The organism is Lentibacillus halodurans (genome assembly GCF_900112045.1).
Classification (GTDB): domain Bacteria; phylum Bacillota; class Bacilli; order Bacillales; family Amphibacillaceae; genus Lentibacillus; species Lentibacillus halodurans.
The window spans coordinates 180,108-195,867 of sequence record NZ_FOJW01000006.1 but is presented as its reverse complement, the minus strand read 5'-3'; the positions used below and the strand labels follow the sequence as shown (position 1 = coordinate 195,867).

Annotated in this window: 18 protein-coding genes; 13 read left to right on the top strand and 5 right to left on the bottom strand. The window is 41.0% G+C overall.

The annotated features are described in order from the left end of the window. The first annotated feature begins 178 nt into the window (after positions 1-178). Positions 179-1,540, top strand: coding sequence for a TrkH family potassium uptake protein (locus tag BM195_RS09195; RefSeq protein WP_170848208.1), 1,362 nt, complete (start codon positions 179-181; stop codon positions 1,538-1,540). Positions 1,541-1,825: 285 nt separating this feature from the next. Here the strand turns inward: BM195_RS09195 and BM195_RS09190 are convergent, their stop codons facing one another. After that, on the bottom strand, positions 1,826-2,194 hold the full coding sequence (locus tag BM195_RS09190; RefSeq protein ID WP_090236912.1) for a thiol-disulfide oxidoreductase DCC family protein: 369 nt from the start codon (positions 2,192-2,194) through the stop codon (positions 1,826-1,828). A gap of 356 nt (positions 2,195-2,550) precedes the next feature. On the opposite strand from BM195_RS09190, the gene ltaS reads away from it, so the two are divergent. From ltaS to BM195_RS09170, 4 genes are all read left to right on the top strand, one after another. Beyond that, a complete protein-coding gene (ltaS, locus tag BM195_RS09185) occupies positions 2,551-4,485 on the top strand; it encodes a lipoteichoic acid synthase (RefSeq protein ID WP_090237085.1) in 1,935 nt (644 codons plus the stop codon). A 169-nt stretch (positions 4,486-4,654) separates the two neighbouring features. Then, positions 4,655-5,287 carry an HAD family hydrolase gene (locus tag BM195_RS09180; RefSeq protein ID WP_090236911.1) on the top strand — a complete coding sequence of 211 codons (633 nt, stop codon included), beginning with the start codon at positions 4,655-4,657 and terminating at the stop codon, positions 5,285-5,287. Positions 5,288-5,385: 98 nt separating this feature from the next. Next, the gene (locus tag BM195_RS09175; protein ID WP_090236909.1) at positions 5,386-6,021 is read left to right on the top strand and encodes an endonuclease III domain-containing protein; all 636 of its coding nucleotides are present in this window, start codon (positions 5,386-5,388) and stop codon (positions 6,019-6,021) included. Between the two features lie 208 nt (positions 6,022-6,229). Next, positions 6,230-7,459, top strand: coding sequence for a winged helix-turn-helix domain-containing protein (locus tag BM195_RS09170; protein ID WP_090236906.1), 1,230 nt, complete (start codon positions 6,230-6,232; stop codon positions 7,457-7,459). A 77-nt stretch (positions 7,460-7,536) separates the two neighbouring features. On the opposite strand, the gene BM195_RS09165 is transcribed toward BM195_RS09170, so the two are convergent. The 3 genes from BM195_RS09165 to BM195_RS09155 form a co-directional block, all read right to left on the bottom strand. Beyond that, the gene (locus BM195_RS09165; RefSeq protein ID WP_090236903.1) at positions 7,537-8,058 is read right to left on the bottom strand and encodes a type 1 glutamine amidotransferase domain-containing protein; all 522 of its coding nucleotides are present in this window, start codon (positions 8,056-8,058) and stop codon (positions 7,537-7,539) included. A 434-nt stretch (positions 8,059-8,492) separates the two neighbouring features. Further along, a complete protein-coding gene (locus BM195_RS09160) occupies positions 8,493-8,849 on the bottom strand; it encodes a DnaJ family domain-containing protein (protein WP_090236902.1) in 357 nt (118 codons plus the stop codon). Between the two features lie 359 nt (positions 8,850-9,208). Beyond that, complete coding sequence (locus BM195_RS09155; protein WP_090236899.1) at positions 9,209-9,418, bottom strand: hypothetical protein; 210 nt, start codon at positions 9,416-9,418, stop codon at positions 9,209-9,211. A 52-nt stretch (positions 9,419-9,470) separates the two neighbouring features. Here BM195_RS09155 and BM195_RS09150 point away from each other — a divergent pair, with 52 nt between their 5' ends. The 3 genes from BM195_RS09150 (at position 9,471) to BM195_RS09140 (ending at position 11,855) form a co-directional block, all read left to right on the top strand. Then, the gene (locus BM195_RS09150) at positions 9,471-9,758 is read left to right on the top strand and encodes a hypothetical protein (protein ID WP_090236896.1); all 288 of its coding nucleotides are present in this window, start codon (positions 9,471-9,473) and stop codon (positions 9,756-9,758) included. Between the two features lie 250 nt (positions 9,759-10,008). Then, positions 10,009-10,998, top strand: a complete 990-nt coding sequence (locus BM195_RS09145; protein ID WP_090236892.1) for a DUF3231 family protein — start codon at positions 10,009-10,011, stop codon at positions 10,996-10,998. Positions 10,999-11,288: 290 nt separating this feature from the next. Further along, entirely contained in the window at positions 11,289-11,855 is a 567-nt protein-coding gene (locus BM195_RS09140; protein WP_090237082.1) for an NADPH-dependent FMN reductase, read from the top strand. 149 nt (positions 11,856-12,004) lie between these two features. Here the strand turns inward: BM195_RS09140 and BM195_RS09135 are convergent, their stop codons facing one another. Continuing rightward, complete coding sequence (locus tag BM195_RS09135; protein WP_090236890.1) at positions 12,005-12,370, bottom strand: carboxymuconolactone decarboxylase family protein; 366 nt, start codon at positions 12,368-12,370, stop codon at positions 12,005-12,007. A gap of 239 nt (positions 12,371-12,609) precedes the next feature. Between BM195_RS09135 and BM195_RS09130 the strand changes: the two genes are divergently transcribed. The 5 genes from BM195_RS09130 (at position 12,610) to BM195_RS09110 (ending at position 15,498) form a co-directional block, all read left to right on the top strand. Further along, positions 12,610-13,191 carry an NADPH-dependent FMN reductase gene (locus tag BM195_RS09130; RefSeq protein WP_090236887.1) on the top strand — a complete coding sequence of 194 codons (582 nt, stop codon included), beginning with the start codon at positions 12,610-12,612 and terminating at the stop codon, positions 13,189-13,191. A gap of 131 nt (positions 13,192-13,322) precedes the next feature. Beyond that, positions 13,323-13,676, top strand: coding sequence for a PadR family transcriptional regulator (locus BM195_RS09125; protein ID WP_090236884.1), 354 nt, complete (start codon positions 13,323-13,325; stop codon positions 13,674-13,676). Beyond that, the gene (locus BM195_RS09120) at positions 13,663-14,328 is read left to right on the top strand and encodes a permease prefix domain 1-containing protein (protein ID WP_090236881.1); all 666 of its coding nucleotides are present in this window, start codon (positions 13,663-13,665) and stop codon (positions 14,326-14,328) included. Before BM195_RS09125 ends, BM195_RS09120 begins: the two co-directional genes overlap by 14 nt. Positions 14,329-14,395: 67 nt before the next feature. Further along, a complete protein-coding gene (locus BM195_RS09115; protein ID WP_090236878.1) occupies positions 14,396-15,085 on the top strand; it encodes an RluA family pseudouridine synthase in 690 nt (229 codons plus the stop codon). A 14-nt stretch (positions 15,086-15,099) separates the two neighbouring features. After that, positions 15,100-15,498, top strand: a complete 399-nt coding sequence (locus tag BM195_RS09110; protein WP_211772920.1) for a secondary thiamine-phosphate synthase enzyme YjbQ — start codon at positions 15,100-15,102, stop codon at positions 15,496-15,498. The last annotated feature ends 262 nt before the right edge of the window (positions 15,499-15,760 follow it).

Here is a 15,760-nt window from a genome sequence, read left to right as displayed (position 1 = left end):
TTTTTCATTTATATAAGCTGGCATATTAACAATTGTTTTATGTACAATCTTGCTGCATAATAGCTAAAAAATAATGTTTCATATAAAATAATCCTCAAAATTCGTCATTGATGATTGTTATTTTTTGTTTGACGTTCTATGATATAGTTATGATTTTGATCAGCGAGGGGTTTTTACAGTGAAACTAGGCACTCATTCATTCATCAGAGAGCTATCTACGATTCATCTGATTGTATTATTTTACTTAACTGCTGTGCTGATTTCAGGGGTGCTTTTAGGGTTGCCTTTCCTTCATCAGTCAGGGGTCGATGTTTCTTTCATAGATACATTATTTACCGCAGTCAGTGCTGTAAGTGTCACAGGATTAACGGTTGTTTCAACAGCTGAAACATTTAATGCCGCGGGCAAGATAGTACTTGCCGTCATTCTACAATTTGGCGGGATAGGGATTATGACCTTAGGAACGTTTGTTTGGTTAATATTTGGGAGGAAGATTGGACTTCGGGGAAGACAATTAATCAGGATTGACCAGAACCGATCAACATTTTCCGGATTAGTTAAATTAATGATCAACATCCTTAAAATTATTTTAACCATTGAATTATTTGGCACGATTATTTTAAGCACTTACTTCTTACACTATTTTGACACATGGCAGGAAGCGCTTTTACAAGGTTTTTTCGGAGCAGTAAGTGCTACTACAAATGCAGGGTTTGATATCACGGGGTCTTCTCTGATGCCCTTTGCCCATGATTACTTTGTACAGTTTATTAACATGATTTTGTTGATTCTGGGAGCTATTGGGTTCCCTGTACTGATAGAACTAAAGGCTTTACTCAGCAGTAGAGGCGATAGTCTTTATCCTAATCATCATTTTTCTTTGTTTACTAAACTTACATCTGTGACCTTTTTTAGTCTGTTAGCAGCCGGATGGGGATTAATTTATTTTTTTGAGCGAAACGCTTTTTTAATGGACAAAGCATGGCATGAGAAACTATTTTACAGTCTGTTTCAGTCTGTTACCACCAGAAATGGCGGTCTCTCTACGATGGATGTCAGTGATTTTACAATACCTACATTGTTGGTGATCTGCGCTTTGATGTTTATTGGTGCTTCACCTAGCAGTGTTGGTGGCGGGATCAGAACGACAACTTTTGCAATTATGCTGCTGTCCATATTTAATTATGCCAAGGGTAATTCCAGTATTAAGCTATTTAGACGAGAGGTGGATCCTGAGGATATTTATCGGTCTTTTATAGTTATTACGACGGCTACGATGTTATGTGGATCAGCTATGGTCCTATTAGCCACTACAGAGCCGTTTTCGTTAATAGAGATTATTTTTGAAGTCTGTTCAGCATTTGGAACGACTGGGCTTTCTATGGGAATTACTTCAGAACTGAGTATGTTTGGTAAATGTATCATTATCTTCTTAATGTTTGTGGGAAGAATAGGGATTTTTTCATTCTTATTCCTTATGAGAGGAACTGAAACTAATGACTTGTATCATCAGCCTAAAGAAAAAGTCATAATTGGTTAAGGATGGTGACAACTTTCGAAGGATCGGCCTTTTCACTGGATCACTTGTTTGCTGCTGTTTTCAGAGTGACAACCCTTCTACAATGATTCGATTAATACGTTTTTCTCAGGAATCGAATAGGATATATCAGATGCTGCACCAACAAGGTGAACGATGCCAGGGACACGATTGTAATCACAGATGTTCCCCCGTCCATTTGAGAAAATACGCTGCAAATTCTTGAGCAGCACAGCGATTGGGGGGGGCTGGTTGCACGACCGCCTAACTAACCTGCGGCGTGTGGGGTCAGGGCTTATTATACGGCACTCTCCCAAACCACTTGTACCGCCGTTTCGAAATAAAACGGTACGCCGGATCACCAATGTTTTCAGCAAACGGAAGATAAAGCGATACAGCTAAAGGCATGGTGGCGGGCAGTAAAGAAAGAATCTTGCGTACTGTATAAAAGCCCGTCAGCATCTGTTTGTCTTTCGTATACATATAGATTTCGTCATACATGTTTTTGTAAAGATGAACCCTTTTTTTTGTTGATTCACTGACTTCCTGGACAGGATACCAGAAAATGGCATCATTCCAGTCCAGCTTCTTCAGCACCGCTTTTACTGTACGGCACAAAGGGCATTCGGCATCAAAAAATACGACATGCTTATCCATCGGCAAATCTCCTCGCTCCCTTTACTCAACTGTTTTCAAGCAATCCATCAGTACAAATCCAATATGGCTTAGCTTTTAGTATAAAGGAAATAAAGGATTAGTGTAAATTACCATTCATTTAGGGCTTAACAAAAAAGGAAAACGGGTGTAGAATAGAATTCGGTTAAAAACTGAATGGCTCTATGAAGCCCTATAAACAGTTGAATTGACATGAAAGTGTCAGACATGAAAGTGTCATAGGTTCATACCTGAAGTTAACCGGGATAAAACCGCACCCATGGTATGATATTTTGCAAGTAAAACAATTTGGAGAGTGAGTTAAGGTGAAAAAATTAAAAGCGTTAAAATCTACTAAAATGGGATTTTTCATACTAGCCTTAGTTCTATTTTGGATGAAAACGTATATTATATATGTATCAGAATTTAATTTAGGAATCAGCAATTTACTGCAGCATTTTTTACTGTTTATCAATCCTTTGAGTACAGGGCTGATTTTGCTGGGTCTTGCGTTGTTTTTTAAAGGCAGACGCTTCGGGATTTGGCTGCTGATCATTGATACGCTGCTAACCTTGTTTCTGTATGCCAATGTTGTTTTTTACCGATTCTATGATGATTTTATAACAATACAAACATTGATGCAGACAGACAATGCAGGGAGCATAGGAAAAAGTTTCTTCGGACTGGCTGAATGGCATGATGTTTTGTATGCTCTGGATCTGGTTGTACTGCTCTTGCTGTTTGTTAAACGGAAAACAAATTGGTCTCCGGCACGACTCAGTGTCAAAAAGCCATTTGCCGTTATGGCTGCCGGCGTGCTCGTATTTGCCGTTAATTTAGGTTTGGCGGAAATAGATCGTCCGCAGCTGCTCGAGCGTGTATTTGACAATAACTATATCGTTAAATATCTTGGAGCACCTAATTTCGCAGTACTCAACACAGCTCAGACGGTTAAAGCAAATGCCAAACGTTCGATGGCATCCAGCGAGGATATAACCGAGGTTGAAAATTATACGAACAAGAAATACGCTGAGCCTAATGCGGAATACTTCGGAAAAGCAGAAGGCAAGAATATTATCAAAATTCACTTGGAGTCCTTCCAGTCATTTTTGATTGATTACGAATTGCACGGTGAAGAAGTGACGCCTTTTCTGAATTCACTAGTCCATGATCAGAGCAAGAATTTCACGTATTTCGATAATTTCTTCCATCAGACCGAACAGGGAAAAACAGCTGACGCTGAATTTTTGATGGATAATTCGCTGTATGGGCTTCCGCAGGGATCTGCGTTTGTGACAAAAGGAACGAACACGTATCAGTCTCTGCCCGCTATTATGGATCAGGAGCACGACTATACAAGTGCAGTGCTCCACGGTGATGAGGGATCATTCTGGAATCGAGACAAGATTTACAAGCAGTTTGGAATCGATAAGTTTTACGATTCCAGCTCTTATGATATGCGTGACGAACAAGTCATTAACTATGGTTTGAAGGATAAGCCATTCTTTGAGCAATCCATGCCGATGCTAGAAGATCTGGCTGAGAAGGATGAGCCGTTTTACGCCCATCTTATCACATTGACACACCATTATCCGTTCATATTGGATGAAGGTGATGAAACAATTGAAAAGGCAGAAACGGGAGATGGCACTGTTGACCGTTACTTCCAGACGGCGCGTTATTTGGATGAGTCGTTGCGCCAGTTCTTCGAGGATCTGAAGGAAAAAGGATTATATGAAGATTCTGTCATTATGATTTACGGTGACCATTATGGCATTTCGGAAAATCATAACAAAGCAATGAGCGAAATTCTGGGTGAGGAAGAAATCACACAATTGAAAAACGCCAATTTGCAGCGGGTTCCGTTTATGATCCGTGTACCGGGCGTCGATGGCCAAGGAACGAATCATGAATTTTCCGGCCAGGCAGACGTCATGCCAACATTGCTGCATTTACTGGGCATCGAGGACAAAGACTATATTCAGTTTGGAACTGACTTGTTTTCCGATGAGCATAAGGACTTTGTTCCGTTCCGTAATGGCAGCTTCATGACAAAGGACTACAGCTATGTACAGGGTGTCTTTTATCATAATGATACGGGAGAAGTCATTGAAGAACCGACGGACGAGATGAAGGAACTGCGTGATCAGGTCCATTACGAACTGAGTCTGAATGATGAAGTGCTGAATGGGGATCTGTTGCGATTCTATGAACCTAATGAACAATGGGAACCTGTTGATCCTAATGATTACCAATATGGAAAGTCTTCTGAAGACGAAAATGAAGATGAATGATTAATTTTACCCCCTGTGATTAGAAACAGGGGGTTTTTGTGATGCTGGTGATAGTAGGTTTCCGGTATTCCCCTGGGAAAAAGTTGTTTTACCAATTCTTTTTTACAGTGAAACTTAAAGTGTAGTCTGATAATATGAATAAAAGGAAGATTTTCAGGGGGGGATATTTGTGAAGGCGATTATATTTGACTTTGATGGGACGTTAGCTGATACATTGCCTATATGTTACCGGGCTTTTCAGGATGTATTCAGAACGTTTGACGGCAAGGAACTTTCTGATGATAACGTAAGAGCAATGTTTGGCCCTTCTGAGACAGATATTATCAGAAAAAATTTAACAAACGGCAATAGCGTAGAGGCTATTGAGCTGTTTTATAAAAGCTATCAAGAAAATCATCAGCAGCTGGTTCAAGTAAATAATGAAATAAACGATATGCTGAAATATTTAAGTGGCAGAGGATTTAAATTAGGCATTGTCACCGGGAAAGCAAAAAGAAGTCTGGATATCTCATTAAAAGCCCTTCATATGGATGATTCGTTTGAGGTGATGATAACCGGTGATGATGTTAAAAAACCGAAACCGCATCCGGAGGGGATTAACAGGGCTTTATCGGTTTTAAATGCTGGAAGTCCAGAGGCAATGTTTGTTGGAGATAGTGACGCGGATATTGACGCGGGTAACAGGGCAAATGTTCGTACCATCGGTGTTCAATGGCTCCCGAATTATCAGACAGCACAATTTACCTCAAAACCGGATGCACTGTTTAAGGATGTTTCGGATTTCATAAAATATATAAGGTGAGTCTATTGGTTAAGGGGATAATCTGCAACGATTTTACAACTGATGCTGTCTCACCAAATTTTGACATAATACTATTTGATTAATTGAGGTATCACATCATGACAAACAATTATCAACGGATCTACCATAAATTGTTTAACTTTTACGGTCCGCAAAACTGGTGGCCAGCTGATACGACGTTTGAAATGATGATTGGCGCCATTCTTGTCCAAAATACCAATTGGCGCAATGTGGAAAAGGCATTAATGAACGTCAAGCCATATTTAACCCCTGAACGGATGGAAAAACTAACAACTGAAGAACTGGCACAGCTGATTCGCTCCAGTGGCTTTTTTAACATAAAAGCCAAACGGATCAAGGCTTTTTTGAAATGGTTTAAAACGTATGATTATGATATTGCAACCATAAAAAAACTGGATAAGCAAACACGAAGAAATGAACTGCTCAGCATTAACGGTATTGGACGTGAAACCGCTGATGTCATGCTGTTGTATGCCTTTGATCAACCGATGTTTGTAGTAGATGCTTATGCAAGAAGAATCTTTTATCGTCTCGGTTTCAATATGCCATCCGCCTATGATAACTTTCGGGAACAAGTTGAAGAAGCAGTACCGGGGTCATTGCAGCTGTTTAATGAATTTCATGCACTGCTGGTAGAACATGCGAAAGTGTATTGTCAAAAAATGCCTATATGTGAAGGTTGTCCGTTATTAGAGATATGTGAACAAAGATGACCTTATAGGTTGGAAGGACAAACTACAGCGATTTCATTCAAAACTAGCCATGAATTGAGTGTTTTTTAATATAGGTAATACAGGAAGCGGCGATTCAGACGGGCTACAATAATACTGCTTCAGACGAATCGTTTGTGTGGTAAAATATTGCTTGAGGGTTCACCGCTTAATGATTACGGCTTCGATTACTAATAAGGATGGGGAACAAATGAAATCATTCCAGACAAACCGTCAAGCAGTTCGCCGCTTCTTGCTGGACACCCAGCATCTGCTTTCCCATTATGAGGGGATGGCTGATCCATCTGCTATAAAGTCGGCATCACAGATGATCCGGCAGCTTGAATGTGTTCAGTTGGATGCCGTGGCGTCTGTTGCACGTAACCAGCATCTTGTGTTGGCAGCACGGGTTCCCGGCTATCAGCCTGACATGCTAAACGAGCTATTGTCACAAGGGTACCTTTTCGAGTATTGGGCGAATGCTGCTTGTACGATTCCGATGGATGATTATCCGTTATTTGAAGCGACCCGGATCCGTTTCCGAAACCAAATGCGCGAAGAATTGGACAAACTCGGTGCTGTCGTTGATGATGTTGTGGAAAAGCTGCGGCTTGAGGGGCCGCTTCCTTCCCGCTCATTTCGGGCAGCAGATCGTGTACATGGCGCATGGGATCATAAATATCCCCGGACGAAGGCGACATCTCATGCCCTGAACCTACTGCTTGATACAGGTATGATCAGGGTTGTCAGGAGAGAAGGCAGTGAACGGTTCTTTGATCTGACGGAGCGTACGATACCGCGAAAACTTCTGCAGGAAGCTGAAAATATGGATGTTTCTGAATCGAACAAAGCACTTTTGGAAAAATATATGCGTGCTTATCGTGTTTTTGATGCGGGTGATGCCCGTTTAGGCTGGCAAAAAATGAGTGCTGCAGAACGTCAGGCAGTGATTATGAAACGGGTTGAGGATGGCATGGTTATCCCATTGGAAATAGAAGGTGTTCGCCGGCAGTATTATATGTTAGCTGAGGATTTGGATAGGTTAAAAAGTCATGATAAACACCTTCAGGAGCTGTTATCGGATGATGACCCTATCATTTTTCTGCCGCCGCTGGATAACCTGCTCTGGCGCAGGGAGCGGCTTGTTGACCTTTTTGATTTCTCCTACAAATGGGAGGTTTATACACCAAAAGCAAAACGTCGATATGGTTATTACGCGATGCCAATTCTTGCCGGGGATCGCCTAATCGGCCGGGTTGACCCAGGTCTGGACAGAGAGAATCAAGTATTGACTGTCCGCTTGCTTCAGATCGATCCAGACGTGGAAGTCACACCAAGCCTCCGGGGCAATTTAAAGACATCTTTGGAGGCTTTTGCCGCTTTTCATGGTGCTCGTGATATTACCGTTGAGCGGGCAGAGCAGGATATTCGGATTTTTTAACGAACTATGTTTTTCATTGTAATAGCTGATCTGATGTTTGAACCAATTTATTCAGCCTTAGCACCCTAACTGAATTGTTAAGCATTCTCAAGTATGTTAAGTGCTTCACGATTAAATGCTGGAATGTCGTCCGGCTCACGACTGGTGACTAATTGATCGCCGCAGACAACGACCTCTTCATCGATAAAGTCAACACCGGCGTTTACAAGATCAACCTGAATGGACTTATAACCTGTTGCTTTGCGTCCGTCAAGTGTTTTCGCCGTAATTAGCAGCTGAGGTCCGTGACAGATTGCCAACACCGGCTTCTTGGCATCCATAAAGGCTTTGGAAAATTGAACAAAACGTTCATCTGCACGTAAAATATCTGGTGAGAAACCGCCGGGAATCATCAATGCATCAAAGTCTTCCGGTTTCACTTCATCGATGGGAGCATCGACTGGAATCTCAGCTTCACCATTCTTGCCTGTAACGGTATCGCCTTTTTTCTTTTCAATCACTGTCAGTTCATGACCTGCATCCTTTAATGCATCCGCCGGGTCGGTATATTCCACATCTTCAAACATATCTGTCAGCACGACGGCGACCTTTTTACTCATCATAACTCGCTCCTTTACCATTCTTGTTTAACAGCACCTAGTTTTTCCCGTTTATGTCTTTTTATCATCATGTACAAACACAATATCCGGAGTATCCTATAAATAGACAGAATTCACAATGCATAGCATATAAAAACTATTCCATGAGTTCACATGGAACAGTGTAACGACCGAACCCCGTCAAAAGTTGTGCCTCAATATGTCCAAGAGAGATCTCTCGAATGGAGCGTGCTAACTCAGAGCGGGAGGTCTCATTTTTTTATGAGACATCACCATGATTGCTAATGTTCCAAATAAAATCATAAGGGACAACATATATTATTAATCTGTATCAATTGAATTAACTGTCAAGGCAAAGTAGTATGTTTAATCCGACTACTAAAAAAAGAAGAACTGGTACCTGACATTTCATAGCAGTCATTACCCAGTTCTTCTTAGGACAACTTTCCGAATATCTTTTTGCGGTAAAATGGAAACTTTGGATTGCGATGAAGTTTTCGCTTTTTGACTAGGTGATCGAATTGTTTGCTTTTGCGGGACTTGTCTTTGTATTCTTCACCTGCTGCATACGTCAATAAATCGTCAGAGGTCATATCTTTTCCGCTTTTTTGATCTTCTTTTGCTTCCGGAACAAAGCCGGCGTTCTTTAAAATCTTATAGGCTTGATTGAGTTCCGGCGACAGACCAGGGAGCTCATCACGTACGTTAAGTTTTTTTCCTTTTCCTGGCAAATCATCAAAATCACCGTTCTTAATGGATTCTTTGATTTTGTCTTCAACGATTAGGTACATATTATCCCTCCTGTTCTTAGTTTACTGAAACTGTATCATCTTTTCAATCGTATGGTAAGAGAGGGCTGACGCAGTCGTCAATGTCCGCTTTGTTACGTCTAAGGTGGCAAGCGGTGCAGCGAATTGTTAGTGTATGGTACAGCAGTTACAATTTAAAAATTGGAGCAGAACTGAATTCAATGATGACTTGCTTCGGTGTGAAGGCGACCTTTACTGTACCTGTGCTGTGATTAGCACCATACCAGCCGCCAGTTTCTTTAAAATAGTATGGCGCACCGAAGCAAAAAGGCTCCAAATCAGTTTTCGTTTTGTTTAAGCCGCATGAATAAATGGTAAATGCGGCTTTGCAATATTAAAATTCACGAATTATGATTAACCTGCTCTATTTCCTTCTCGGCAATAACCTGATTGGCAGACTCCAGTTCCTTGTGCTTATCAACCGAATCCCCTGCATCGTTATCTTCCTCTTTAAGCGGGTTATTGGGTTCAAGTCCATCCTGTACGTTTAATTCGCCATCCATATTTGCCTGTGTCCGCATTTTAAATGTTTTTTTCTCTTGTTTTCCCATGCTATTCACCTCATGCGATAGCATTTGCTGTTGTTTATTTATTATACTTCCCTTGCTGTTCAGCTTTTTATGGGCGGTACGATTACATTGGCTTGCTATCAATATTGCATCTGTTTTCCATACGCTTGAAGACGGCAGTGAGGAGACGATTTTACCGGCGGGAGATTTTGCCTCCAATGAGCCGATTATTTTATCACCTGCATTGTCGCCGGACGGGAATCATGTTGTATTTTCTGATGTTACCACTAAAGCCGGGAATGGGACATTCGTTTATGAAGGTTTTCTGATGGATCTGGGGCTGTGTGAAAATCAAGTGGTTCGAGAACACCATTATTTATAGGATTTTTTTGCCAAAATTTTGCTCGGTTCACTCGTTTTACGAACGGAATAATCTGAAACAATAAATACTCCTAGTCATTTGTTCGCCCTCTCCTCACATCGGAGTACAAGGAATTTTTATATCCACTAACTCATAAGTTAAAAGTTCTTAAAATGCAATTTATAAATGGCAGGGATAATAAATTCACATTTAAATTATTCCTTATAATATTGCATCAAAGCGGTATACTAACTTATGAAGGAGTGGTTAGATGACAACCCCTATACCAATCTCATCATCTGAGCTTGGGACACTTTGGATCGTTTATCAGAAAAAAACAATGATGTTAAGGGTTATTGAACATTTTATGGAGCATAGTCAGGACCCGGAAGTTACTGAGATATTGCAGTTGTTTCATCAAAAGGAAGCTGACTTTGTTATTGAGATAGCTGGTATTTTCAGGCAGGAGGGAGCGGCGGTTCCGGTTGGATATACAGAAAATGACATCATTCGTGATACGCCACCATTATTTGATGAGCTGTTCAGTATGATGTACTTACGGTTGATGATGAAAATTGCATCGGGAATCCACGCACTCCATTTGGGTATGAGTTACCGGCAGGACTTAATTAATCTGTATAGACGGTGCTCAGAATTCGCAGAGGATTACTGTGAAAAAACGACACAGTTTTTGCTGGATAAAGGTGTGCTTCAAAAGTCACCAGCTGTAAATTTGCCAGAACGGGCTGTATTTGCTAAGCAAAAAGATTATCGTTCAGGATTTAGTGGTCATAAGAGAAGCTTGAACACGGTTGAGGTGTCTTATCTCTACCAAGGGATTGAATCAAATGTAACAGGTATGAAATTAATGACTGGTTTTTCACAAGTGGCTAAGGAAAAGCAGGTTCAAAAATATTTCTTTCGTGGCAAAGAATTGTCCAAAAAAATCATATCGAAATTTGGTGATATACTATTAGAGAGTGATGTAAATGTTCCGGTGACGGCAGCCGGGTTGGTAACCAATTCAAGAACAGCACCTTTTTCTGATAAGCTTATGATGTATAACACCTCTTTATTAACCAGCTTTGGCTTAGGCAGTAATATGATCGGAACATCATTTAGCCTTAGAAAGGATCTACCGCTGAAAATGATCACAACAGCTAAAGATGTATTCAACTTTGCCAATGATGGCGGCGATATTATGATCGAATACGGATGGACAGAAGAACCGCCTCAAATGGAAGATAGAACACAAAATTAAGCTCATAGCTCACCGGTGTGATTACTTTTTCTCGAGTCAGATAACATTATAATTTATGTATATCATGAAGAAAAGCACGTTGTTTTATCCGGAAAACGTGCTTTTTCGCATAAAAAAAATCGTACTGATCACGCCTGTCCAAGCCGCCTTTAAATAGTAGGCTGTATTCTGACAGGTATCAGTTCAATTAGCTGTATTTATCAATTTTTTTGTGTAAAATAGATTAGAAGAAACTGAAAATAAGATTATTCCATTTATTTATACTTGGAACTTTTGGGGAGGCATAAATGTTGAAGGTAATTGGCATATCCGGATCTGTTATCGGCTCAAAAACACGGATTGCAGTCGAACAGATTTTAAATAAACTAAACGATGAGCATCAGGAATTTAAAACAGAATTGATCGATCTAAGCGATTATGAACTTGTATTCAGTGATGGAAGGGATTACCGGGATTACGCCGGTGATACAAAAACCGTATTGGAAAAAATAATGGCGGCAGATGCTTACATTATTGGCACACCGATTTTTCAGGCATCCATCCCGGGTACGTTGAAAAACTTGTTTGATCTGCTCCCAAATGAAGGTTTCCAGAATAAAGTTGTCGGTATTGTTGCGACGGCCGGGTCTTCTAAACATTATTTAGTGCCGGAACACCAGCTGAAGCCGATTCTTTCCTATATGAAAGCTGTTATCATCCAGAAATATGTATTTGTGGAAGAAAAAAGTTATTACCAGAAGGAAATTGTGGATGACGATGCAGTACTCAGGCTGAACAGACTTGCAGATGATCTTGTGCATGGTGTGAACGTATTCCGCGAGATCCAAAAAGCAAAGGATTCAGCATTTCCGTTCTGAGTTAAATGGCCCCGTATCTGCAGACGTTAGCCAATAGGATATGCAGTCAGGAGGGGGCGAAAACAACTTCTTAGGTATATTTGAAATAAAGTGGATGGCACAAAGAATAGCCATATGCTTCTTCGTGTCATCCACTATTATGAATCATATTAATGTTTTAGCTCATTTAGTTCCTCAATACTTTCCTGGACAAGGGTAACAGCCTGGCTCATACTTGCCCCGCCTCCGAAGGCTGCGCTCACACCGATTGATTCAAGGATCTCTTCCTCTGAGCAATCTTGATCCAGACAGCCTTTTGTATGATAGATAATACAGTATTCGTCTTGTGCGTAGAGGCTGATTCCCAATGCAATCAGCTGTTTTTCTTTTTTGGTTAAAGCACCTTCTTTAAAACATTCCTGTGTGAATGCATTATAATGTTCAGCTAATTCCGGCATCTTGTCTGTAAAGGAACCTAATCCGTGTTTATAGTGGTGAAGGGCGGCTTCTGTAGAATTTCTAGGTTCATTTTCCATACATCTTTAGCTCCTTTGCGATTATTTCAATCAAGGTTAGTATGTACCAGGCATTACACTTTATGATTTGGACCCCGCGTACGGATATCCTTCTATTTACTAGTTACAAGTTGGTTATGTGTTATAAACAGATAAATTGAACATGGGTATATTGGATGGTAATATAACGTTGTTTCATGAAATAATGAATTCAGTTAAATTGATTCAAAACATCACAAGAATACAGGAGGAATAGCAACGTGTTAAATATAGGTATTATTTTGGGTAGTGTCCGCGAAGGTCGTAATGGGGAAGCTGTTGCTAATTGGATTCATGATTTTGCAGTAAAACGCAATGACAATGTGACATATGAAATCGTTGATCTTGCCGACTACCAGCTGCCAATGCTGGGTGCATCAATTCCCGAAGCTCAGCAAAAGGAGTCAGAAGCAGCCGTCAGAGACTGGTCAGAAAAAATGGCTTCATTTGATGGTTATGTCATTGTGGCACCAGAGTATAATCATGCGATAGGCGGCGCTCTTAAAAATGCACTGGATCATCTGAAACCGGAAGTTGCGAATAAAGCAGCTGGGTTTGTAGGCTATGGCAGCCTTGGTGGTACACGCGCACATGAAAACCTGCGTCTGATTTTTAGTGAACTTCAGGTGGCAGATGTGCAAACAGCCGTTACATTCTCATTGATGACAGACTTTGAAAACTTCAGCGAGTTTAAACCCGCTGATTATCATGCCGATAATGCCAACAAAATGCTGGATCAGGTAATTGCCTGGAGCGGTGCATTAAAACAAGTACGGGAACATGCTGAATCAGTGACGAACTAAATAATACTGATATAAAACGGGGAGATGTACAATTGGTGCATCTCCCTTTTTTTAGTGACAATAATTTTTGACACATTACTTTGACATAAATAGTAATGTGTTTTATTATATACATTGTGAGGTGATGAATTGTGGGTGGGAAAATTTCAACAGACCTAATACGTGGTCATACGGTGACAATTATTTTAAATATACTCCGCCATGGCGATAGTTACGGGTATGATATTTACAAGCAAATTATTGCGCTGAGTGATCAGCAATATGAACTGAAGGAAGCAACATTATATACTGCCTTCCGCCGGATGGAAAAAGAAGGTTATATCACTTCTTATTGGGGAGATGAAACGCAGGGGGGAAGGCGTAAATATTATCGCATTACAGATGAAGGGGAAGAACTGTATCAGCAAAATCGTGAAGATTGGGGCTTTGCTAAAGAAATTTTAGAAAAACTGATCAAAGGAGGTTTCGGTCATGATAAGGCATAAAAAAGATTTGGACCGGAAAATACAGAAATATATTGATGGTTTGTTTTCCGATGTCGGGGAGAGTCAGGAATTATTTGATTTAAAAGAGGAACTGACAACGAATATCAAAGAAAAAGTAATGGACTTTAAAAAACGGGATATGACGGAAGATGAAGCATTGAAGGAAGCGATTATCTCAATAGGTGACTTGAGCGGGCTAGTCAATGATATGCGTGAACGTGGCCGGGATGCCGCTAAAAAGTCTGTTTACAGCAGCATGACAGCGCGTATTTCGGCAGCTGGCGTCATTGCAGGTGTACTCCTGGTATTGTTTGGAATGTTCGTATCCGCTATGCTTTATTTTATGAAGGCTATACCGGGAATAGCCGTAGCTGGGCCATCCATATTTATCATTTGTGGCGTCATATTACTGACGTATAGTATTCTAATTCGGGAAACCAAGAAGAAATTTGGAATGAATAAAATTCGTTCCGGTCTGTACGCTTTATCAGCAGGTCTCATTCTTTTTAGTCTGTATGCTGGTTTGACGGCACGCCTTGCGACAGGTGAAATGTATGTTGCCATCTCGTCATCCATGATATTCGTCATTGTGGGAATCGGATTATGGTTAGGCCTGCTGTTGACAGGCAATGACCGCAAAAAGAGTCAGTAAACCTAAGCATGCAGGCAGTTATATGTTATGCTATAACTACCATTGGTGAAGGAGACGTGATGAGCCGGTGGAAATTCCGATTATTTACGAAGACAACCATCTTCTTGTGGTTGAAAAACCTGTTAATATACCGGTACAGGAAGATAGTACAAATGATAAAGATTTACTGACGATGCTGAAAGACGATATAAAGGTTCGTTATCAGAAACCTGGTAATGTCTTTTTGGCGCTTGTCCACCGGCTTGATCGGCCAGTTGGCGGTGTGATGGTGTTTGCGAAAACATCCAAAGCAGCATCACGTCTATCAGATGCGATACGCAGGGAGGCATTTGAAAAACGTTATCTGGCTGTGGTCCGGGGGAGTCCTTCAAAAGATCGTGGCATGCTGGAGGACTACTTGCTGAAAGATCATCGGGAAAACAAGGTTTACGTTGTGTCACAAAAAATCAAAAAGGCGAAAAAAGCAGTGCTGGATTATGAGGTGATTGGAGACAGCGATGGCCTGAGTTTACTATCGATCAATCTCCACACAGGGAGACCTCATCAGATTCGCGTTCAATTAGCGTCCATTGGTTGTCCCATCTACGGTGATCAGAAATACGGCCAAAAGGTGAACCAACCAGGTCAGCAGATTGCTCTATGGTCTCATACATTAGCTTTTGAACATCCAACAAAGAAGGACACAACGAAAAGTGAATCTTTCCCGCCGAAAGTATATCCATGGATTATTTGGCAGGACTTTTGCAAAAGGAGTTGATAACAGTGGGAAACATATTGCATACATTCACGGTTTCAACTCATGAAAAACAGTCATTCACGAATTTGGATCACTACTTGGACGAGGCGCTGTCTGAGGGCGGCGTGCGGGATGGCATTATGGTCGTTTATTGCCCGCACACGACAGGAGCGATCACCATCAATGAAAATGCTGATCCCGATGTCAAAACCGATCTGAAACACGGATTGGATGAGACGTTTCCGAACAAACCGGAATATATCCATATGGAAGGCAACTCAGATGGCCATATGAAATCGTCTGTTGTCGGAGCCAGTGAGACATTGATTATTGCTGATGGGCGCCCGGTTCTTGGCACCTGGCAAAGTGTCTATTTTTGCGAATTTGACGGACCGAGAACGAGGACTGTACATGTAAAGATCATGGAAGGTTGAAAAATACAGGCAGAGGAGATGTACGTCACTCACTACGTGGCAAAAGACGCCCGAGAAATTTTTGAGGTTGAATGTTAATGATACTACTGAACATGCATCGTTAAACAATCAATAGAGGGCTGGAAACAATAGAAGAAATACCTGACAGGTAAAAAACGTCAGTCGAAGAACGGTAGCCACCATCCCAACGCAAACTGCAAACTGAATTTTATAACAGTACCCAAAAATTCCTGATGTCCCGACACTATGTATATTCCCATTC